This window comes from Enterobacter sp. Taxon_2 (genome assembly GCF_058355295.1).
This window is the reverse complement of record NZ_CM178024.1, coordinates 1,425,369-1,446,252: the sequence shown is the minus strand read 5'-3', so window position 1 is coordinate 1,446,252 and position 20,884 is coordinate 1,425,369. Positions and strand designations below refer to the sequence as shown.

Genomic DNA, 20,884 nt, shown 5'->3' with positions numbered 1-20,884 from the left:
TTACTTGTACCTGATGGCCGGGTTAATGGCGGCATAGAGCACGTCCACCACTAAGTTGATAAGAATAAACTCCAGCGAAAAAAGCAGGACTTCCGCCTGAATCACCGGGTAGTCGCGCATCTCGACGGAATCGACCAGCAGGCGTCCCAGCCCCGGCCAGTTGAAGACCTTTTCCACGACGATAGAGCCGCCCAGCAGGAAGCCAAACTGCAGTCCCATCATCGTCACCACCGGGATCATCGCATTGCGGAACCCGTGCTTGAGAATGACCCACTTCTCGCTGACCCCTTTCGCCCGCGCGGTGCGAATATAATCTTCGCTCAGCACGTCAACGAACGAGGCGCGGGTAAAGCGGGCCATCACCGCCGACACGGCAGCCCCCAGCGTCATGGAAGGCAGAATGTAATGCTTCCAGGTATCGGCCCCGACGGTCGGCAGCCAGCCCAGTTCGACGGAGAAGATCTGCATCAGCAGCATCCCCAGCGCGAACGCCGGGAAGGAGATGCCGGTCACCGCCAGCGCCATGCCGAGCTTGTCCGGCCAGCGGTTGCGCCAGACGGCCGCGACAATCCCGGCGCCCAGCCCAAACACGACCGCCCAGCTCATGCTGGCAATCGTCAACCAGAACGTCGGCATAAAACGGCTGGCAATCTCCTCCGACACCGGACGACGCGACACCATCGAGATACCAAAATCGCCCTGCAGAACGTTGCAGATATAATGGATGAACTGCATATACAGCGGCTGGTCGAGGCCAAGCTGCTTACGCACCAGCTCAATGACGGTGGCATCCGCTTCAGGCCCGGCAACCAGACGCGCCGGATCGCCCGGCAGCATATGGACAAACAAAAACACAAGGACCGCCACAATCAGCAGCGTCGGGATAAGCCCCAGCAGGCGTTTACACACATAATTCAGCATGAGGTTTATTTTAAATCCGCATCGTCAAAGCTAAAGCCCGTATCCGGCATAATGTAGAACCCGGTCAACGCTTTATTATGGGCTGACACCAGTTTCTCCACCACCAGCGGCACCCACGGCGACTCTTTCCAGATAATGTCCTGCGCGTCCTTGTAGAGACGTGCTTTCTCTTCCGGCTTGGTGGTTTTCAGGGCATCGGCCAGGTCTTTGTCCACCTGCGGATTGCTGTAAAACGCGGTGTTGAACAGGGTTGGCGGCCAGTTCTGCGAGGCAAACAGCGGCGACAGCGCCCAGTCTGCTTCACCGGTCGAGGCCGACCAGCCGGTATAGAACATCCGCACGCCGCTCTCTTTCTGCCCTTTGCCCTCCACCTCTGCCGCACGCTGTCCGGCATCCATCGCGGTCACCTGCGCCTTGATGCCGACCTGCGCCAGCTGCTGCTGGGTAAACTGCAGCACCTTCTGAGCGGTACTGTGATTATGCGAGGACCACAGCGTGGTGCTGAAGCCGTTCGGGAAGCCCGCCTCTTTCAGCAGCTCGCGCGCTTTGACCGGATCGTACGGCCACGGCTGATAGCTTTGCGCATAGGCGATAGCCGGCGGCAGCACGCCGGTGGCCGGAGTGGCATAGCCCGCAAAGGCGACCTTCACCAGCGCCTGACGGTTAATGGCGTAGTTGATGGCCTCACGCACCTTCGGGTTATCGAACGGCTTTTGCGTGACGTTCATGCTGATGTAACGCTGCATGATCGACGGGCTGGCGACCAGCTCCAGCTTGCTGTTTTTCTGCAGAATGGCGGCCTGCTCATACGGGATCGGGAAGGCAAACTGCGCCTCGCCGGTTTGCAGCATCGCCGCGCGGGTGTTGTTGTCCACCACCGGTCGCCAGGTGATGGTATCGAGCTTCGGCAGCCCCTGCTGCCAGTATCCGGCGAATTTCTTCACCTTCACAAAATCGGTCTGGTTCCAGGTGAGCAGCTCGTACGGACCGGTGCCAACAGGGTGGAAGCCGATCTCCTTGCCGTATTTCTTCAGCGCGGCAGGGGAAATCATCGCCGTTGCCGGATGCGCCAGAATATTGATAAACGCGGAGAACGGCTCTTTCAGGGTGATTTTTACCGTTGCCGGGTCGACCACCTCGGTGCTGGCGATATTTTTATACAGGTTATAGCGCTTGAGGCTATTTTCCGGATTGCTGGCGCGATCGAGGTTAACCTTCACCGCCTCCGCATTGAAATCTGTCCCATCCTGGAACTTCACGCCGGTCCTGAGCTTGATGGTATACACCAGTCCGTCGTCGGACACGGTGTACCCCTCCGCCAGCACGTTTTTGAGCTTCATCTCTTTATCCAGGCCAAACAGGCCCTGGTAGAACGATTTCGCCACCGCCTGAGAGAGCGTGTCGTTGGCGTCATATGGATCGAGCGTGGTGAAATTGGAGCCGACGGCGACCACCACATCTTTGGCAGCGAACGCGGGGGCAGTGGCCAGGGCTGCCGTCACGCTCGCGGCTAACAACCATCTACGCGCTACAAATGTAACCATTGTGTTCTCCTGCCTGTTGAAAGTTATAACCGCGAAAAGGCATTGTCCTGACGCGGGGGAGCCACGAAATGACCCGGACTGACCTCGCGCAGCGTCACGCGCTCCACGGCCTCGCCACGCTTACGAATATTGCTCGGCATTTCATCCTGCAGCAGCACACGCTGGCCGTGACGATGCGCGGGATCGGCAACCGGGACCGCCGCGATGAGCTTGCGGGTGTACGGGTGCTGCGGGTTCTCAAACACCGCTCTTCGCGGACCAATTTCCACGATTTGCCCCATAAACATCACCGCCACGCGATGGCTGATGCGCTCGACCACCGCCATGTCGTGCGAGATAAACAGAAAGGCAATGCCCATATCCCGCTGTAAATCCAGCAATAAGTTGATGATCTGCGCCCGGATAGAGACATCCAGCGCCGAGACGGACTCATCGGCAATCACCACTTTCGGGTTTAGCGCCAGCGCGCGGGCGATGCAGATACGCTGCCGCTGTCCGCCGGAAAACTCGTGCGGATAACGCCAGGCATGCTCCGGCTTCAGGCCGACGCGCTCCAGCAGCCAGGCCACGCGACGCTGTGCCGCTTCGCCGTCGAGCAGGTTATGTACCCGCAGCGGCTCCATGATCGAATACCCCACCGTATGGCGCGGGTCGAGGGAGGCATACGGATCCTGGAAAATAAACTGAATATCCCGCCGCACCGCCTGCAGCCTGCTGTCCGGAAGGGTATCAATGCGCTCGCCGTTAAAGGTAATGCTGCCTTCCTGTGATTCCACCAGACGGAGCAACGCGCGTCCGGTGGTAGATTTACCGCAGCCGGACTCCCCCACCAGCGCCAGCGTTTCACCCGGCCAGAGATCGAAACTGACGTTTTCCACCGCGTGCACTTCGCGCTTCACCCGGTTCAGTACGCCGCTGCGCAGCGGAAAGCGGGTGACCAGATCGCGCACTTCCAGAATGGGCTTACCCGACACCACGGTGTCCTGTTCGCGCTCATCCTCCTGCTGCTCAGACGCCTCGAGAGAAATCAGGGGGAAGCGGCGCGGCAAATCGCTGCCGTTCATCGCCCCCAGACGCGGAACCGCCGCCAGCAGCGCTTTGGTGTAAGGATGCACGGGCGCGTGAAAAATCTGCTCAACCGTGCCGGTTTCCACCGCGCTGCCCTTATGCATCACCAGTACGCGATCGGCGATATCGGCGACCACGCCCATATCGTGGGTGATGAAAATCACCCCCATCTCCATCTCCTGCTGCAGGACTTTGATGAGCTGCAGGATCTGCGCCTGAATCGTCACGTCCAGCGCCGTCGTTGGTTCGTCGGCAATCAGCACTGCGGGACGGCAGGAGAGCGCCATGGCAATCATCACCCGCTGGCGCATGCCGCCGGAAAGCTGATGCGGATAGCGCCCCAGAATGGCCTGCGCCTCCGGAATGCGCACCAGCTCCAGCATCCGTCGGGCCTCTTTGAGCGCTTCATCGCCGCTCAGCCCCTGATGCAGGCGGATGGACTCGGCAATTTGCTCCCCGACCGGGAACACCGGGTTCAGGGAGGTCATTGGCTCCTGGAAGATCATCGCAATATCCGCCCCGCGCACGCTCTGCATCTGCGAACCGCTTAGCTCATTTAAATCAATGACCTGACGATTACGGCGGCGCAGGAGCATTTTCTCGCTGCTGATTTGCCCGCCCGTCTGTTCCAGCAGGCGCATCAGCGCCAGCGCGGTGACCGATTTCCCGGAGCCGGACTCGCCAACAATCGCCAGCGTCTCGCCGCGCCTGAGCGTGAACGATAAATTCTGTACTGCGGGGATGAACTGCCGCTCTTCCTGAAACGCAATATTGAGCTGATGGACAGCCAGCACTTCGCGGTTGTCCAGTTCTTCACTGTGCGGCACGCGCTGCCCCCTTATTCACGATAGATACCCGTGCTCGGTTCATCACCGGCATAGCCCCAGGCGCGATACATACCTTCGCTGTTGAACGGCAGTGCCACGTTGCCCTCACGATCCACCGCAATGAGTCCGCCGACGCCGCCCAGGGCAGGCAGTTTTTCCATCACCACGCGCTCGCAGGCCTCGCTCAGGCTTAAACCGCCGTAATCCATCAGCGCGGTGATGTCGTAGGCCGCGAGGGCGCGGATAAACACTTCCCCGGTTCCGGTACACGACACCGCCGCCGTCGCGTTATTGGCATAGCAGCCAGCGCCCGGCAGCGGGCTATCGCCGACGCGTCCGGGCAGCTTGTTGGTCATCCCGCCCGTTGACGTCGCCGCCGCGAGGTTCCCGGCTTTATCGAGCGCCACCGCGCCGACCGTGCCCATTTTGGTGGTTTCATCAAGCGGCGCACTGTGGTCAAGCTGCGTCATGCCCGCCGAACGGGCTTCCAGCAGCTGCTGATAGCGCGCTTCCGTGGAAAACAGATCCGGCGATACCGGCTCCATTCCGTGTTCGAAGGCAAACCTCTCCGCCCCCGCGCCCGTCAGCAGCACGTGCGGGCTCTCTTCCATCACCAGACGCGCGGCCAGCACCGGGTTACGCAGGTGGCTGACGCCTGCCACGGCCCCCGCTTTCAGGGTGACGCCGTCCATCACGCAGGCATCCAGCTCGTGCGTTTCATCCCGGGTAAAGACCGAACCGATCCCCGCATTAAATAACGGGCACTCTTCCAGCAGGCGCACCGCCTCGGTGACCACGTCCAGCGCGCTTTCGCCCGCTTCCAGCATTCTCTGGCCCGTTTCCACAATGGCGTACAGCGCGTCGATGTAGCGTTTTTCCTGCTCAGGCGTGAGCTGTGCTCGGGTGATTGCCCCGGCCCCGCCATGAATTGCGATTACCGCCTTAACCATTCGCATCACCCGTTAGCCTGTTTTGCGGCTTTTTCTATAAATATCATTATCGTCGACGAAACTTCAGATGATTTTTGAATATAGAAAGACGTAACAGTGATGTAAAGCGTGCACCCTTCGGTCATACAGTTAGCCGCACTTTTCTGCCATAATGGACGCTTTCGTTGTTACTCCGCAGGAGCCCACCATGGATTTTACCGCCGGACTGATGCCGCTTGAGACGGCACTCACGCAGATGCTTGACCGAGTTTCCCCGCTGCATGACGTTGAGACGCTGCCCCTCGTGCGCTGTTTTGGCCGTATTGCCGCGCGCGATATCGTCTCTCCGCTTAACGTGCCGGGGTTTGATAACTCCGCGATGGACGGTTACGCGGTACGCCTGGCGGATCTCCAGACGGGTAACGCCCTGCCGGTGGCGGGTAAAGCCTTTGCGGGTCAGCCGTTTAGCGGTGAATGGCCTGCGGGCACCTGCGTGCGCATCATGACCGGCGCACCGGTTCCGGCAGGCTGCGACGCCGTGGTGATGCAGGAAGAGACCGAACAGACCAACGACGGCGTGCGTTTTACCGCGAACGTTAAAGCGGGCCAGAACATCCGCCGTACCGGCGAGGACATTACCCTCGGCGCGACGGTCTTTGCTGCCGGACAGAAGCTGACGGTGGCGGAGCTGCCGGTCCTGGCCTCGCTCGGTATCGCGGACATCGACGTTATCCGTAAAGTGCGCGTCGCCGTTTTCTCCACCGGCGACGAGCTACAGCTTCCGGGGCAGCCGCTGCAGGACGGCCAGATTTACGATACCAACCGCCTGGCGGTACACCTGATGCTGGAGCAGCTGGGCTGCGAAGTGATTAACCTCGGCATCATTCCTGACGATCCGGAAAAACTGCGCGCCGCGTTTATCGAGGCGGATAACGCAGCCGACGTGGTCATCAGCTCCGGCGGCGTCTCCGTGGGCGAAGCGGATTACACCAAAACCATCCTCGAGGAGCTGGGTGAAATCGCCTTCTGGAAGCTGGCGATCAAGCCGGGCAAGCCGTTCGCGTTTGGCAAGCTTTCACACAGCTGGTTCTGCGGCCTGCCGGGTAACCCGGTCTCGGCGGCACTCACCTTCTACCAGCTGGTGATCCCGCTGCTGGCGAAGCTTTCCGGCAACAATGCTAACCCGCTGCCGGAACGCCAGCGCGTTCGTGCCGCCACGCGCCTGAAAAAATCACCGGGCCGCCTCGATTTCCAGCGCGGCATTCTGGCGCGCAACGCGGACGGCGAGCTCGAAGTGAGCACCACCGGGCACCAGGGATCGCACATTTTCAGCTCCTTCACTCTGGGCAACTGCTTCATCGTGCTGGAGCGCGAGCGCGGTAACGTGGAAGCAGGCGAGTGGGTTGAGGTCGAGCGCTTTAACCACCTGTTCGGAGGCTGACATGACGGTGGAGCTGAGCGACCCGGAGATGATGCGCTACAACCGCCAGATTGTGCTGCGCGGGTTTGATTTCGAGGGCCAGGAAGCGCTCAAGGCAGCCAGCGTGCTGGTTGTCGGTCTGGGCGGTCTGGGCTGCGCCGCCGCGCAGTATCTTGCCGCAGCGGGCGTGGGAAAAATGACGCTGCTGGATTTCGATACCGTATCGGTCTCGAACCTGCAACGCCAGACGCTGCACAGCGACGCGACGGTGGGCCAGCCGAAAGTGGAATCCGCCAGGGCTGTGCTGGCGCGCCTCAACCCCCACGTTCAGTTCACGTTGATTGACGCAATGCTGGATGACGACGCGCTCTCCGCGCAGATTGCGCAGCATGACCTGGTGCTGGACTGCACGGATAACGTCGCCGTCCGCAACCAGCTCAATGCGGGCTGTTTTGCCCACAAAACCCCGCTGGTCTCCGGCGCGGCAATCCGCATGGAGGGGCAAATCAGCGTCTTCACGTACGCCGAGGGTGAACCCTGCTACCGCTGCCTGAGCCGTCTGTTTGGCGAGAATGCGCTGACCTGCGTTGAGGCGGGCGTGATGGCGCCGCTCGTCGGCGTGATTGGCTCATTGCAGGCAATGGAAGCGATCAAAGTGCTGGCGAACTACGGCACGCCCGCAGCGGGGAAAATCGTGATATATGACGCGATGACCTGCCAGTTCCGCGAGATGAAGCTGATGCGTAACCCGGGGTGTGAGGTGTGTAGTCACTAAAAAGTCGGGTGGCGGCTTCGCCTTACCCGACCTACAACGGCTCGAACGTAGGCCGGGTAAGCGCCAGCGCCACCCGGCAACAGTATCAGATCGACGTCCTTCCAAATGCCCCCTGCCAGTCCTGCTCAAACTTCACGATCGCCGCATCCACTGCCGGAGAAGTAATAAACTGCTGCGCCACGTCCAGCGGCAGCGTGATGGACTCGCACCCAGCCAGCAGGCAGTCCAGCGCCTGACGCGGGGTTTTAAAGCTCGCGGCCAGCACCTTTGACTGCGGGGCATGCAGCGTCAGCAGCTGCTGTAATTCAACCACGGTCTGGATCCCGTCCCCGCCCTGCGCGTCCACGCGGTTAACGTAAGGCGCCACATACTCGGCACCCGCCAGCGCGGAGAGCATCCCCTGCGCGGCGCCGTACACCGCCGTGCCCAGCGTCGGGATGCCTTCCGCTTTCAGCATCTTGATTGCTGCCAGCCCCTCTGCGGTCACCGGCACTTTCACCACCAGATCGTTAATGATGGCGCGCAGCTTGCGCGCGTCCTCCACCATCCCTTCGGCGGTGGTCGCCATCACCTGGGCGAACAGGCGGCCTTTACCGCCCAGCGCGTCGTGCAGCTCTGGCAGTAACACGTCCAGCGGCGTTTTACCTGCCGCCACAATGCTTGGGTTGGTGGTCACGCCCGCCAGCGGGAAGATACGCGCCAGCTTTTTAACTGCCGCAACGTCAGATGTGTCGAGATAAAGTTCCATGATGTCACCCTCAAAATTAGCCTGCACTTACCCTATCACGACAAAACCTACTCAAGAGTTGACCTGCATCAAGATAACTTTCATTCGAAAGTCATTTAATCTTCATATGCAATACGAGAGGCGAAATCATGATCTTCAATATTCAGCGTTACTCTACCCACGATGGCCCCGGTATCCGAACCGTGGTGTTCCTGAAAGGCTGCTCGCTGGGCTGTCGCTGGTGCCAGAACCCGGAAAGCCGCTCCCGCAGCCGGGACGTGCTGTTTGATGCGCGCCTGTGTCTGGACGGCTGCGACCTGTGCCAGCAGGCGGCACCGGACTGTATCGAACGCGCGCTGAATGGCCTGGTCATCCACCGCGAAAAGCTGAATGAAGAGACGCTTAATGCCCTTACCGATTGCTGCCCGACGCAGGCGCTGACCGTCTGCGGTGAAGAGCAGCAGGTCGAGGAGATCATGGCGACCGTACGGCGCGATAAACCCTTCTACGACCGCAGCGGCGGCGGGATCACCCTCTCCGGCGGCGAGCCGTTTATGAACCCCGAGCTGGCGCACGCCCTGTTTAAAGCCAGCCATGACCAGGGTATCCACACCGCCGTCGAAACCTGCCTTCACGTGCCGTGGCACTATATCGAGCCTTCATTACCTTACGTCGATCTGTTCCTCGCCGACCTGAAGCACGTCGACGGAGAGGTGTTCAAACAGTGGACGGACGGTTCGGCTAAGCGCATCCTGGACAACCTGAAACGCCTGGCCGCCGCCGGGAAAACGATCACCATCCGCGTGCCGCTGATCCAGGGCTTTAACGCGGATGAAGCCTCGATCACCGCCATTACCAACTTCGCCGCCGATGAGCTCGGCGTCGACGATATTCATTTTCTGCCATATCACACGCTGGGCATGAACAAATACACCCTGCTCGGCCAATCCTACTCTGCCCCTGACAAACCGCTGGATAACCCTGCCCTGCTGGACTTCGCGCAGCAGTACGCCTGCCAGAAAGGGTTAACCGCAACCTTACGAGGATAAACTTATGACGACCCTGAATCTCAACACCCTCAGCGAGCGCATTAAGGCGCACAAAACGGCGCTGGTGCATATCGTTAAGCCGCCGGTCTGTACTGAGCGCGCGCAGCATTACACCGAAATGTACCAGCAGCACATGGACAAGCCGATCCCGGTCCGTCGCGCCCTGGCGCTGGCCCATCACCTGGCCGAGCGTACCATCTGGATCAAACACGACGAGCTGATTATCGGTAACCAGGCCAGCGAAGTGCGCGCCGCACCGATTTTCCCGGAATACACCGTCTCCTGGATTGAGAAAGAGATCGACGACCTGGCGGATCGCCCGGGCGCGGGCTTTGCGGTGAGCGAAGAGAACAAGCGCGTACTGCATGAGATCTGCCCGTGGTGGCGCGGCCAGACGGTGCAGGACCGCTGCTACGGCATGTTCACCGACGAGCAGAAAGGCCTGCTGGAAACCGGCATTATCAAAGCCGAAGGCAACATGACTTCCGGCGACGCGCACCTGGCGGTGAACTTCCCACTGGTGCTGGAGAAAGGTCTCGACGGCCTGCGCGCCAAAGTGGCCGAGCGCCGCTCGCGCATCAACCTGACGGTGCTGGAAGACCTGCACGGCGATCAGTTCCTGAAGGCAATTGATATCGTGCTGGAAGCGGTGAGCCTGCACATCAAACGCTTCGCCGTTCTGGCGCGCGAGATGGCCTCAACCGAAACCCGCGAAAGCCGCCGCGACGAGCTGCTGGCGATGGCGGAAAACTGCGACATCATTGCCCACGAGCCGCCAAAAACCTTCTGGCAGGCGCTGCAGCTGTGCTACTTCATTCAGCTGATCCTGCAGATTGAGTCCAACGGCCACTCCGTCTCCTTCGCGCGTATGGACCAGTATCTCTATCCGTACTACCGCCGCGACGTGGAGCTGAACCAGAGCCTGGATCGCGAACACGCCATCGAGCTGCTGCACAGCTGCTGGCTGAAGCTGCTGGAAGTGAACAAGATCCGCTCCGGCTCGCACTCCAAGGCTTCCGCCGGTAGCCCGCTGTACCAGAACGTCACCATCGGCGGCCAGAAGCTGGTCAACGGTGAGCCGATGGACGCGGTGAACCCGCTCTCGTACGCGATTCTGGAATCCTGCGGTCGTCTGCGCTCCACCCAGCCGAACCTGAGCGTGCGCTATCACGCGGGCATGAGCAACGACTTCCTCGACGCCTGCGTGCAGGTGATCCGCTGCGGGTTCGGGATGCCGGCATTCAACAACGACGAAATCGTGATCCCGGAATTCATCAAGCTCGGCGTTGAGCGCGACGACGCCTACGACTACGCGGCCATCGGCTGCATCGAAACCGCGGTGGGCGGCAAGTGGGGCTATCGCTGCACCGGCATGAGCTTTATCAACTTCGCCCGCGTCATGCTGGCGGCGCTGGAAGGCGGGCGCGACGCCACCAGCGGCAAGGTATTCCTGCCGCAGGAAAAAGCGCTTTCTGCCGGTAACTTCGACAATTTCGACGAGGTGATGGCGGCGTGGGATACCCAGATCCGCTACTACACCCGTAAATCCATCGAGATTGAGTACGTGGTCGACACCATGCTGGAGGAGAACGTCCACGATATTCTCTGCTCGGCGCTGGTGGACGACTGCATCGAGCGCGCGAAAAGCATCAAGCAGGGCGGCGCGAAGTATGACTGGGTCTCCGGCCTGCAGGTGGGCATCGCCAACCTCGGCAACAGCCTGGCGGCGGTGAAGAAGCTGGTGTTCGAACAGGGCGTCATTGGCCAGCAACAGCTGGCGGCCGCCCTGGCGGATGACTTCGACGGGCTGACCCACGAGCAGCTGCGTCAGCGCCTGATCAATGGCGCGCCGAAGTACGGCAACGACGACGACAGCGTGGATATGCTGCTGACGCGCGCCTATCAGACCTACATTGAAGAGCTGAAGCAGTACCATAACCCGCGCTACGGCCGCGGCCCGATTGGCGGTAACTACTACGCGGGCACCTCCTCGATTTCCGCAAACGTGCCGTTTGGCGCGGCGACGATGGCCACCCCGGACGGACGTAAGGCGCACACCCCGCTGGCGGAAGGGGCAAGCCCGGCTTCCGGTACCGACCACCTGGGTCCAACGGCGGTGATCGGCTCGGTGGGTAAACTGCCTACCGAGGCGATTCTCGGCGGCGTGCTGCTGAACCAGAAGCTGAACCCGTCAACGCTGGAAAACGACAGCGATCGCCAGAAGCTGATGGTGCTGCTGCGCACCTTCTTCGAGGTGCATAAGGGCTGGCATATTCAGTACAACATCGTCTCCCGCGACACGCTGCTGGAGGCGAAGAAACACCCTGACCAGTATCGTGACCTGGTGGTGCGCGTCGCGGGCTACTCGGCGTTCTTCACCGCCCTGTCGCCGGATGCGCAGGATGATATTATTGCCCGTACTGAGCATACGCTGTAAAAAAACGCCCGGTGGCGCTGCGCTTACCGGGCCTACAGAGTCTCCCCGTAGGCCGGGTAAGGCGAAGCCGCCACCCGGCTTTCTGACTTTCATTCGAAATTAAATTTGTGCTCCCCGTCACCTTGTTATTAGAATGTTTCAAAACGCAGTGACCCAGGAGCACAGTATGACCGTTAAAGTTATCGTCACCGATATGGACGGAACTTTTCTTGATGATGCCAAGCAGTACGATCGTGACCGCTTCCAGGCACAGTTTGAGCAGCTTAAAGCCCGCGACATTGAATTCGTTGTCGCCAGCGGCAATCAGTATTACCAGCTCATCTCCTTCTTTCCGGAGCTGGAAGACAGGATCTCCTTCGTGGCGGAAAACGGCGCGCTGGTGTTCGATCGCGGGGAGCAAATTTTTCACGGCGAGCTGACCCGCCATGAATCGCAGATCGTCATTGGCGAGCTGCTGAAAGATAAAGGGCTGAACTTCGTGGCCTGCGGGCTGGAGAGTGCCTACGTGAGCGACAAAGCCCCTGAAGCGTTCGTGGCGCTGATGTCAAAGCACTACCACCGCTTAAAGCGCATCAGCGATTACCGCGAAATTGACGACGTGCTGTTTAAGTTCTCCCTGAACCTGCCGGACAGCGATATCCCTAATCTGGTGGATAAGCTGCACGTCTCCCTGGACGGCATCATGAAGCCCGTCACCAGCGGCTTTGGTTTTGTGGATTTGATTATCCCCGGCCTGCACAAAGCCAACGGCATCAGCCGTCTGCTGAAGCGCTGGAAAATCTCCCCGCAGGAGTGCGTAGCCATTGGCGACAGCGGCAACGATGCCGAGATGCTGAAGCTGGTGAAATATTCCTTTGCGATGGGCAACGCGGCGGAAAGCATCAAAGAAATCAGCCGCTACAGCACCGACGACAACAACCATCAGGGCGCGCTCAACGTCATTCAGGCCGTGCTCGACAACCATTCCCCGTTCGACGCCTGATCCTCTCCTCGCCGGAGCCTGGCTCCGGCTTCTCACTCTTTTTCCGTCCTGTGGCTTGCGTCAAGTTTTTAAACTTGCATTAACTTAATTTTAACTTAAAGTATCACTTGTAGACATTTTTACTTTCGAATGAAAGATGCGAGGCAGTTATGACCTTTACCAGTGAAACTTTACCGGCAGATCACAAAGCGGCAATCCGTCAGTTGAAACGTGAGCTGCGCGCGCAGATCGGCGACGTGCAGGCGGTGTTTAACAAGCTCAGCGATAAAATTGCCACCCGCGTGGCGGAAATCAACGCCCTTAAAAACAAAGGCGAATCCGTCTGGCCAGCGATCCCATTTGCGGACGTGAAAAACGGCACCATTACCGACGCACAGCGCGAAGCCGTTAAGCGCCGCGGCTGCGCGGTGATTAAAGGTCATTTCCCGCGCGAGCAGGCACTGGCGTGGGATCAGTCGATGCTCGACTACCTCGATCTGAACAAGTTTGACGAGGTGTACAAAGGGCCAGGCGATAACTTCTTTGGTACCCTGACTGCCTCCCGTCCGGAGATTTACCCGATCTACTGGTCGCAGGCACAGATGCAGGCGCGCCAGAGCGAAGAGATGGCGCAGGTGCAGTCGTTCCTGAACCGTTTATGGACATTCGAGAGCAACGGCAAACAGTGGTTTGACCCGGACGTGAGCGTGATTTATCCGGACCGTATCCGCCGCCGTCCGCCGGGAACCACCTCGAAAGGACTGGGCGCGCATACCGACTCCGGCGCACTGGAGCGCTGGCTGCTTCCAGCTTATCAGCAGGTCTTTGCCCGCGTGTTTGACGGCAACGTCGAGAAGTACGATCCGTGGAACGCCGCGCACCGTACCGAAGTGGAAGAGTACACCGTCGATAACACCACCAAATGCTCGGTGTTCCGCACCTTCCAGGGGTGGACGGCGCTGTCGGACATGATCCCCGGCCAGGGGCTGCTGCACGTGGTGCCCATCCCGGAAGCGATGGCGTACATTCTGCTGCGTCCGCTGCTGGACGACGTGCCGGAAGACGAGCTGTGCGGTGTGGCGCCGGGGCGCGTGCTGCCGGTTTCCGAGAAGTGGCACCCGCTGCTCATCGAGGCATTAAGCAGCATTCCGGCACTCGAGGCAGGCGATTCCGTGTGGTGGCACTGCGATGTGATCCACTCCGTCGCGCCGGTGGACAATCAGCAGGGCTGGGGCAACGTGATGTACATTCCCGCCGCACCGATGTGCGAGAAAAACCTCGCCTATGCGAAGAAGGTGAAGGAAGCGCTGGAGACCGGCGCGTCGCCGGGGGATTTCCCGCGCGAAGATTATGAAAAGAGCTGGCAGGACCGCTTTACCGTGGCCGATCTCAACATCCACGGCAAGCGCGCGCTGGGCATGGTCTAACTGTCGTACAGCCCTTCCCGCTCCACGGCGGTGCGTCGTTTCCCCTGACGTATCCGCCGTACGGATCCCCGCACGGTCAGCGTGCCGTTAAGCAGCAACGTCCCCACCGGCGCGTCCGGGCGCATGAGCCGCTGCTGGAGCATATATACCGCTTCTGTTCCGAGCTCGTCGCGGGGAACGTGCACGGCCGTTAATGGAACATCCTGGATCGCCGCCAGGTTAAACCCGTCGATGCTCATCACCGAGACGTCCTGCGGCACGCGCAGACCGTGGTTTTGTAATGCGCTGATGGTGCCCGCCGCCATAAAGTCGCCGCCGACCAGAAACGCGGTAGGTAAATCTTTCCCCTGCACTTCGCTGAGCCAGCTGCTGACCGCCTGTTCCGTTTCGCGCGCGCTGAAGCTGGGCACCACCAGCAGATCGCGTTTATCGCTGAACGTCAGGTTATGGGACTGCCACGCGTCGCGGATCCCCGACAGGCGCAGCTCCATGGTGTAGCGACGCAGGCATAGCACGTTCATCACCTCACGGTGTCCCATCTCGAACAGGTATTCCGCCGCCCGCTCGCCAATGGCGCGGTGATCCGGCGCAACGGCAGGCAGACGCATGTGCCGGTCGCGGCAGTTAATCAGCATGCAGGGTTTACCCACATCTACCGCCAGATCGTGAATATGGGGATCGTCAATGCCGAGAAGGATTGCCGCCTGAGTATCCGGCTCATTCATGCGCGCCAGAAAAAGCTGGGCGTCGCTGTCGTTCTCTTCCAGCGCGCAGTAGCGCAGGCGCACATCATGGGATGCCAGGCCTTTACTCACGCTCTGGATCACGCGGTAGTAAAAGATGTCGGACCGCTCGTCGAAGGCGCGCTGGGGGGCAAAAACCACCAGGCTATTGAGCAGCAGCCGTCCCGCCGCCATGCCCTCCATCACCCCCAGCTCCCGCGCGCACGCCAGCACCTTTGTGCGCGCTTTTTCGCTGGTATTCGCTTTCCCTGCCAGCACCCGAGACACAGTGCTGATCGAGAGCTGCGTACGAGCGGCGATTTCGGTGATTTTTAGCCTTTTGTCCATTTTGTGATCTGGCTCCATTTGCGAAATGAAAAAATTTTCATAGCGTATCCGTCAGGCAATAACTGACATAAATGCCATCATGCCAGAGTGGTTGAGTCAGTTATGAGAAATTTTGCACAAAATCCACTATTGCCCACTCATTTTCTCCCTTAAGGTGAACTTGTCACACAACTTCCATACTAGTTGTATACCAACTTAAGCAGTTTAAACGGATAGAAATCAAAGGCATAAAAATCTGTGTGACACCTGAACCTCCGTCCCCTTACCGTCCGTCTTGTGGAGAGTAAAATGAGTCAGGACATCAATAACACCGTTGCGACAAGCAAAACCCGTCGCGTCATCAAGAACCTGCGCTGGTACGTGCTGGTGCTGTTCTTACTTGGCGTCACCGTTAACTACATCACCCGAAATTCGTTAGGCATTCTTGCCCCCGAGCTGAAAGAGAGCCTCGGGATCACCACCGAGCAATACTCCTGGATCGTTGGCGCGTTCCAGATCGCCTACACCATTTTCCAGCCCCTCTGCGGGTGGTTGATTGACGTGATCGGCCTGAAGATTGGCTTTATGGTCTGCGCCGGGATCTGGGCGCTGATGTGTATTTTCCACGCGGGCGCCGGAAGCTGGCTGCACCTGGCTATTTTGCGCTTCTTTATGGGTGCCTCTGAGGCCGCCGCTACCCCGGCTAACGCCAAAACCATCGGTGAGTGGTTCCCGAAATCAGAACGACCTGTTGCCGCCGGCTGGGCGGGCGTGGGCTTCTCCATCGGCGCGATGCTGGCTCCGCCAATCATCTACTTTGCTCACGCCTCGTTTGGCTGGCAGGGGGCGTTTATGTTTACCGGCGTGCTGGCGCTGGTGTGGGTGATCCTGTGGTGGGCGTTCTACCATAACCCGGAGCAGCACCCGAACCTGAGCAAGGACGAGCTGGCGTTTATCAAGCAGGATAACGAACCGCCTGCCGTCAAACTGCCCTTCCTGACCGCGCTGAAAACCGTCTCGAAAAACAAACGCTTCTACGGTATCGCCATCCCGGCCTTTATGGCGGAACCCGCCTGGGCGGTGCTGAGCTTCTGGGTGCCGCTGTACCTCGCCAAAGAGCACGGCATGGACCTGAAGCAGATTGCGATGTTTGCCTGGCTGCCGTTCCTCGCCGCCGACCTCGGCAGCGTGGCGAGCGGCTACCTGACGCGTCTGTACACCCGACTGTTCGGCTGCTCCCGCGTTAACTCGGTCGTCGCCAGCTCCGTAACCGGCGCGTTCCTGATGATCTCGCTGGCCATCGTGGCCATTACCCGCGACCCGTATATCACCATCGTGCTGATCTCCATCGGCGGCTTCGGGCACCAGATCATCTCCTGCATGCTGAGCGCCCTGGTCGTGGAGTCGTTCGACAAAGGCCAGATGGCGACCGTCAACGGCATGCGCGGCTCGGCGGCGTGGATCGCCAGTTTCCTGTTCTCGCTGTTAATCGGTGTGACCGCCGACAAAATCGGCTTTAACCCGCTCTTTATCGCCATGGGCTTCTTTGACCTGATTGGCGCTGTCTTCCTGGTAGCATTTATTGCTGAACGTCGCGCCAAGCGCGCCTGATAGTGGATGTATTGCATATGAAAACCCTGAAAAACTGGACCGTTGATATACAGTCGGCAAACCATCTGGAACTGCTGGTCGATAACCAGCACCGCCTGTGCCTGTACGTGCTGGAAGAGAACCTGTTCCGCGTGCTGATTAAGCGCAAAGGCGAGCTGGCGCTGGACCGCACCTGGAGTATCGCTCCGGAAAAAGACGTGCCCTGGGAAGGCCGCCGTCGTGACGACATAAGCGGTTTCTCCTGCCCGGCCTGGAACCTGACTCAGCAAGGTGAGACGCTAACCGTGGCAACCGAACAGCTGCGCGTGACCGTCCACCAGCCGCTGTGGCTGGAGTGGCACTACCGCAATGAGGCGGGCGAATGGCTGCCGCTGGTCAATGACCGCCCCACCAGCGCCTACCTGCTGAACGCCCACGGCGACGGCGTAGCGCACTATCTCAGCCGTCGCAAGGACGAGCGTTTCTACGGCCTGGGCGAAAAAGCGGGCGATCTGCAGCGCAACGGTAAACGCTATGAGATGCGCAACCTCGACGCAATGGGGTACAACGCGGCCAGCACCGACCCGCTCTACAAGCACATCCCGTTCACCATCGCCCGCCGCGACGACGTGAGCTACGGCCTGTTCTACGACAACCTGAGCAGCTGCTGGCTGGATCTGGGTAACGAAATCGACAACTACCACACCGCCTATCGCCGCTGGCAGGCGGAAGCGGGCGATATCGACTACTACATCTTTACCGGCAAGCGCGTGCTGGACGTCACCAAGGCCTTTGTGCGCCTCACCGGGAAAACGCTGTTCGGACCGAAGTGGAGCCTGGGCTACAGCGGCTCGACCATGCACTACACCGACGCGCCGGACGCGCAAAACCAGCTGATGAACTTCATCCGACTGTGTGAAGAACACGCCATTCCGTGCGACTCGTTCCAGCTCTCCTCCGGCTATACCTCCATCAACGGCAAGCGCTACGTCTTCAACTGGAACTATGACAAAGTGCCGCAGCCGAAGGTAATGAGCCAGGCGTTCCACGACGCGGGATTGAAGCTGGCCGCCAACATCAAGCCGTGCCTGCTGCAGGATCATCCTCGCTATAACGAAGTGGCGGAGAGCGGCCTGTTCATTCGTGATTCAGAAACCGATGCACCCGAACGTTCCAGCTTCTGGGATGACGAAGGCTCGCACCTCGACTTTACCAACCCGCAGACGGTGCAGTGGTGGCAGAACGGCGTCACCACGCAGCTGCTGGAGATGGGCATCGACTCCACCTGGAACGACAACAACGAATATGAAGTGTGGGACGGGGAAGCGCGCTGCTTTGGCTTCGGTAAGGAGATCGCCATCAAGCACATTCGCCCGGTGATGCCGCTGCTGATGATGCGCGCCTCGCTGGAAGCGCAGCAGCGCTTTGCGCCGGAAAAACGCCCGTATCTGATCTCCCGCTCCGGCTGCGCCGGGATGCAGCGCTACGTTCAGACCTGGAGCGGCGACAACCGCACCAACTGGGACACGCTGCGCTATAACATCCGCATGGGGCTGGGCATGAGCCTGTCGGGGCTGTTCAACGTCGGCCACGACGTCGGCGGTTTCTCCGGCGACAAACCGGACGCCGAGCTGTTCGTGCGCTGGGTGCAGAACGGCGTGATGCATCCGCGCTTTACCATTCACTCGTGGAACGACGATCGCACCGTGAACGAGCCGTGGATGTACCCGGGCGTCACGCCTGCCATTCGCGGCGCGATTGAGCTGCGCTACCGCCTGCTGCCGTATCTCTACACCCTGCTCTGGCAGGCGCACGCCGACGACGAGCCGATGCTGCGCCCGACCTTCCTCGATCACGAGCACGATGCGCAGACCTTCGAAGAGTGCGATGACTTCCTGCTGGGCCGCGACCTGCTGGTCGCCAGCGTGGTCGAAGCCGGGCAGCGCGAGCGACGCGTCTGGCTGCCGGATAACGACACCGGCTGGTATGATTTTTACACCCACGCGTGGTTCGCTGGCGGTCAGTCCATCGTTCTCGACGCGCCGCTGGAAAAACTGCCGCTGCTGGTGCGCGCCGGAGCCGGTCTGCCGCTCAGCGAGCGCATCACGCATGTGAGTACCGAAAAAGATACGACCCGCGAACTGAAGCTGTTCCCGGTGAAGGGCGTCGGCACAACCTCGGGCATGCTGTTTGAAGACGACGGCGAAAGCTGGGGATACCAGAACGGCAATGCGCTGTGGGTGGAATGGGAAATGGTGTGCGATGGCGCAACCATCAACCTGAAGGTGAATGCGCGCGGGGATTATCGTCCGGCGTGGAAGGCGCTGAAGGTGTCGTTACCGGCGGGGGAAAAACGTACGCTGCGGGTGAACGGGGTTGAAAGGAGTGAGTGGGTGCTCTGAACATTGCCGGGTGGCGGCTTCGCCTTACCCGGCCTACAAAGTCACCCGTAGGCCCGGTAAGCGAAGCGCCACCGGGCTTTTTTTTAGCCGTCGATACCTTTGCTGCGCAGGTAATCTTCGTAGTTACCGGTGAAGTCCACCACGCGCTCTGGCGTAATTTCGATCACGCGGGTCGCCAGCGAGCTGACAAACTCACGGTCGTGAGAGACGAAGATCAGCGTGCCCTGGTACATCTCCAGCGCCATGTTCAGAGATTCGATAGATTCCATGTCCAGGTGGTTAGTCGGTTCGTCCATCACCAGGATGTTTGGTTTTTCCATCATCAGCTTGCCGAACAGCATGCGGCCTTTCTCACCACCGGAGAGCACTTTAGCCGGCTTTTTGATGTCGTCCTGGCTGAACAGCAGACGACCCAGAATGCTGCGCACCGCCTGCTCGTCGTCGCCTTCCTGCTTCCACTGGCTCATCCAGTCAAAGACGGTCAGGTCATTTTCGAACTCGTACTCATGGTCCTGCGCGTAATAACCAATCTGCGCGTTTTCGGACCATTTCACGGTGCCGTTGTCCGGCTGCAGTTCGCCGACCAGGGTTTTCAGCATGGTGGATTTACCCACGCCGTTAGCGCCCAGAATGGCAATCTTCTCGCCCACTTCCAGCAGCAGGTTGAAGTTTTTAAACAGCGGGCCTTCATCGAAGCCTTTGGTAAGGGCTTCCACTTCCAGCGCGTTACGGAACAGCTTCTTGTCCTGCTCGAAGCGGATGAACGGGTTCTGACGGCTGGAGGCTTTAACCTCTTCCAGCTTGATTTTATCAATCTGACGCGCGCGCGAGGTTGCCTGACGCGACTTAGAGGCGTTGGCGCTGAAGCGGCTGACGAAGGACTGCAGGTCAGCAATCTGCGCTTTCTTCTTGGCGTTATCCGCCAGCAGACGCTCGCGCGCCTGGGTGGCCGCCGTCATGTACTCGTCGTAGTTGCCCGGATACACGCGCAGCTCGCCGTAGTCCAGATCCGCCATGTGGGTGCAGACCATGTTCAGGAAGTGACGGTCGTGCGAGATGATGATCATGGTGCTGTCGCGATCGTTCAGCGTCTGCTCCAGCCAGCGGATGGTGTCGATGTCCAGGTTGTTCGTCGGTTCGTCGAGCAGCAGGATGTCCGGGTTAGAGAACAGCGCCTGAGCCAGCAGCACACGCAGCTTCCAGCCTGGCGCGACTTCGCTCATCGGGCCGTAATGCTGTTCAACCGGAATGCCCACGCCCAGCAGCAGCTCGCCCGCGCGCGCTTCCGCAGAGTAGCCGTCCATCTCGCCGTACTGCGTTTCCAGGTCGGCCACTTTATAGCCGTCTTCTTCGCTCATTTCGGCCAGCGCATAGATGCGATCGCGCTCCTGCTTCACTTCCCACAGCTCCGCGTGCCCCATGATCACGGTGTCGAGCACGGTGAACTCTTCGAAGGCGAACTGATCCTGACGCAGCTTACCGATGCGCTCGTTCGGATCGAGCGACACGTTGCCAAGGGTCGGCTCCAGATCGCCGCCGAGGATCTTCATAAAGGTGGATTTTCCGCTACCGTTGGCACCAATCAGGCCGTAACGGTTGCCGCCGCCAAATTTGACGGAAATGTTTTCGAACAGCGGCTTACTGCCAAACTGCATAGTGACGTTGCTGGTAACTAACACGGGGAGATTCCTGCGAAAAGTGTGATAAACACGGCATTATGCCACAATTCCGAATTGAGATCCCGCGTTGCAACCATCC

Annotated in this window: 15 protein-coding genes; 8 read left to right on the top strand and 7 right to left on the bottom strand. The window is 59.8% G+C overall.

The genetic code is table 11. From position 1 onward, the window contains the following. From gsiC to iaaA, 4 genes are read right to left on the bottom strand one after another with little or no spacing between them, the layout of a single operon-like run. Positions 1-921 (bottom strand): glutathione ABC transporter permease GsiC, encoded by a 921-nt coding sequence (gsiC, locus tag AC4IC4_RS06745; protein WP_248163677.1) that lies wholly within the window; start codon positions 919-921, stop codon positions 1-3. 5 nt (positions 922-926) lie between these two features. After that, the gene (gene gsiB / locus AC4IC4_RS06740) at positions 927-2,465 is read right to left on the bottom strand and encodes a glutathione ABC transporter substrate-binding protein GsiB (protein WP_491472402.1); all 1,539 of its coding nucleotides are present in this window, start codon (positions 2,463-2,465) and stop codon (positions 927-929) included. Between the two features lie 23 nt (positions 2,466-2,488). Beyond that, entirely contained in the window at positions 2,489-4,360 is a 1,872-nt protein-coding gene (gene gsiA / locus AC4IC4_RS06735) for a glutathione ABC transporter ATP-binding protein GsiA (protein WP_491472401.1), read from the bottom strand. An 11-nt stretch (positions 4,361-4,371) separates the two neighbouring features. Next, entirely contained in the window at positions 4,372-5,310 is a 939-nt protein-coding gene (gene iaaA, locus AC4IC4_RS06730) for a beta-aspartyl-peptidase (protein WP_048990358.1), read from the bottom strand. 187 nt (positions 5,311-5,497) lie between these two features. Here iaaA and moeA point away from each other — a divergent pair, with 187 nt between their 5' ends. Together moeA and moeB are read left to right on the top strand one after the other, a co-directional pair. After that, positions 5,498-6,730, top strand: coding sequence for a molybdopterin molybdotransferase MoeA (gene moeA / locus AC4IC4_RS06725; RefSeq protein WP_491472400.1), 1,233 nt, complete (start codon positions 5,498-5,500; stop codon positions 6,728-6,730). A 1-nt stretch (position 6,731) separates the two neighbouring features. Further along, complete coding sequence (gene moeB, locus AC4IC4_RS06720; protein ID WP_491472399.1) at positions 6,732-7,484, top strand: molybdopterin-synthase adenylyltransferase MoeB; 753 nt, start codon at positions 6,732-6,734, stop codon at positions 7,482-7,484. Between the two features lie 85 nt (positions 7,485-7,569). Here the strand turns inward: moeB and fsa are convergent, their stop codons facing one another. After that, positions 7,570-8,232: a fructose-6-phosphate aldolase gene (gene fsa, locus AC4IC4_RS06715; RefSeq protein WP_010428983.1), complete on the bottom strand. Its 663-nt coding sequence runs from the start codon at positions 8,230-8,232 to the stop codon at positions 7,570-7,572. 128 nt (positions 8,233-8,360) lie between these two features. On the opposite strand from fsa, the gene AC4IC4_RS06710 reads away from it, so the two are divergent. The 4 genes from AC4IC4_RS06710 to AC4IC4_RS06695 all read left to right on the top strand — a co-directional run bounded on the left by AC4IC4_RS06710 (position 8,361) and on the right by AC4IC4_RS06695 (position 14,085). After that, on the top strand, positions 8,361-9,260 hold the full coding sequence (locus AC4IC4_RS06710; protein WP_491472398.1) for a glycyl-radical enzyme activating protein: 900 nt from the start codon (positions 8,361-8,363) through the stop codon (positions 9,258-9,260). Positions 9,261-9,264: 4 nt separating this feature from the next. Further along, positions 9,265-11,697, top strand: a complete 2,433-nt coding sequence (locus tag AC4IC4_RS06705) for a formate C-acetyltransferase/glycerol dehydratase family glycyl radical enzyme (RefSeq protein WP_491472397.1) — start codon at positions 9,265-9,267, stop codon at positions 11,695-11,697. Positions 11,698-11,863: 166 nt separating this feature from the next. Beyond that, positions 11,864-12,679, top strand: coding sequence for a Cof-type HAD-IIB family hydrolase (locus tag AC4IC4_RS06700; RefSeq protein WP_491472396.1), 816 nt, complete (start codon positions 11,864-11,866; stop codon positions 12,677-12,679). A 149-nt stretch (positions 12,680-12,828) separates the two neighbouring features. After that, positions 12,829-14,085 (top strand): DUF1479 domain-containing protein, encoded by a 1,257-nt coding sequence (locus tag AC4IC4_RS06695; RefSeq protein WP_491472395.1) that lies wholly within the window; start codon positions 12,829-12,831, stop codon positions 14,083-14,085. Here the strand turns inward: AC4IC4_RS06695 and AC4IC4_RS06690 are convergent. Continuing rightward, positions 14,082-15,155 (bottom strand): LacI family DNA-binding transcriptional regulator, encoded by a 1,074-nt coding sequence (locus AC4IC4_RS06690; protein ID WP_491472394.1) that lies wholly within the window; start codon positions 15,153-15,155, stop codon positions 14,082-14,084. The genes AC4IC4_RS06695 and AC4IC4_RS06690 overlap by 4 nt on opposite strands. Before the next feature lie 288 nt (positions 15,156-15,443). On the opposite strand from AC4IC4_RS06690, the gene AC4IC4_RS06685 reads away from it, so the two are divergent. Together AC4IC4_RS06685 and AC4IC4_RS06680 are read left to right on the top strand one after the other, a co-directional pair. Then, on the top strand, positions 15,444-16,745 hold the full coding sequence (locus AC4IC4_RS06685) for an MFS transporter (protein WP_032639084.1): 1,302 nt from the start codon (positions 15,444-15,446) through the stop codon (positions 16,743-16,745). A gap of 17 nt (positions 16,746-16,762) precedes the next feature. Next, positions 16,763-19,126 (top strand): glycoside hydrolase family 31 protein, encoded by a 2,364-nt coding sequence (locus tag AC4IC4_RS06680; protein ID WP_491472393.1) that lies wholly within the window; start codon positions 16,763-16,765, stop codon positions 19,124-19,126. Between the two features lie 83 nt (positions 19,127-19,209). On the opposite strand, the gene AC4IC4_RS06675 is transcribed toward AC4IC4_RS06680, so the two are convergent. After that, entirely contained in the window at positions 19,210-20,805 is a 1,596-nt protein-coding gene (locus tag AC4IC4_RS06675; protein ID WP_008501187.1) for an ABC-F family ATPase, read from the bottom strand. Positions 20,806-20,884: the final 79 nt, after the last annotated feature.

Coding starts and splice junctions, on each gene's coding strand:
- fsa (WP_010428983.1), bottom strand. CDS start 8,232: ATGGAACTTTATCTCGACACATCTGACGTTGCGGCAGTTAAAAAGCTG.
- moeB (WP_491472399.1), top strand. CDS start 6,732: ATGACGGTGGAGCTGAGCGACCCGGAGATGATGCGCTACAACCGCCAG.
- gsiC (WP_248163677.1), bottom strand. CDS start 921: ATGCTGAATTATGTGTGTAAACGCCTGCTGGGGCTTATCCCGACGCTG.
- gsiB (WP_491472402.1), bottom strand. CDS start 2,465: ATGGTTACATTTGTAGCGCGTAGATGGTTGTTAGCCGCGAGCGTGACG.
- AC4IC4_RS06695 (WP_491472395.1), top strand. CDS start 12,829: ATGACCTTTACCAGTGAAACTTTACCGGCAGATCACAAAGCGGCAATC.
- AC4IC4_RS06690 (WP_491472394.1), bottom strand. CDS start 15,155: ATGGACAAAAGGCTAAAAATCACCGAAATCGCCGCTCGTACGCAGCTC.
- AC4IC4_RS06700 (WP_491472396.1), top strand. CDS start 11,864: ATGACCGTTAAAGTTATCGTCACCGATATGGACGGAACTTTTCTTGAT.
- AC4IC4_RS06680 (WP_491472393.1), top strand. CDS start 16,763: ATGAAAACCCTGAAAAACTGGACCGTTGATATACAGTCGGCAAACCAT.
- AC4IC4_RS06685 (WP_032639084.1), top strand. CDS start 15,444: ATGAGTCAGGACATCAATAACACCGTTGCGACAAGCAAAACCCGTCGC.
- AC4IC4_RS06710 (WP_491472398.1), top strand. CDS start 8,361: ATGATCTTCAATATTCAGCGTTACTCTACCCACGATGGCCCCGGTATC.
- moeA (WP_491472400.1), top strand. CDS start 5,498: ATGGATTTTACCGCCGGACTGATGCCGCTTGAGACGGCACTCACGCAG.
- AC4IC4_RS06705 (WP_491472397.1), top strand. CDS start 9,265: ATGACGACCCTGAATCTCAACACCCTCAGCGAGCGCATTAAGGCGCAC.
- iaaA (WP_048990358.1), bottom strand. CDS start 5,310: ATGGTTAAGGCGGTAATCGCAATTCATGGCGGGGCCGGGGCAATCACC.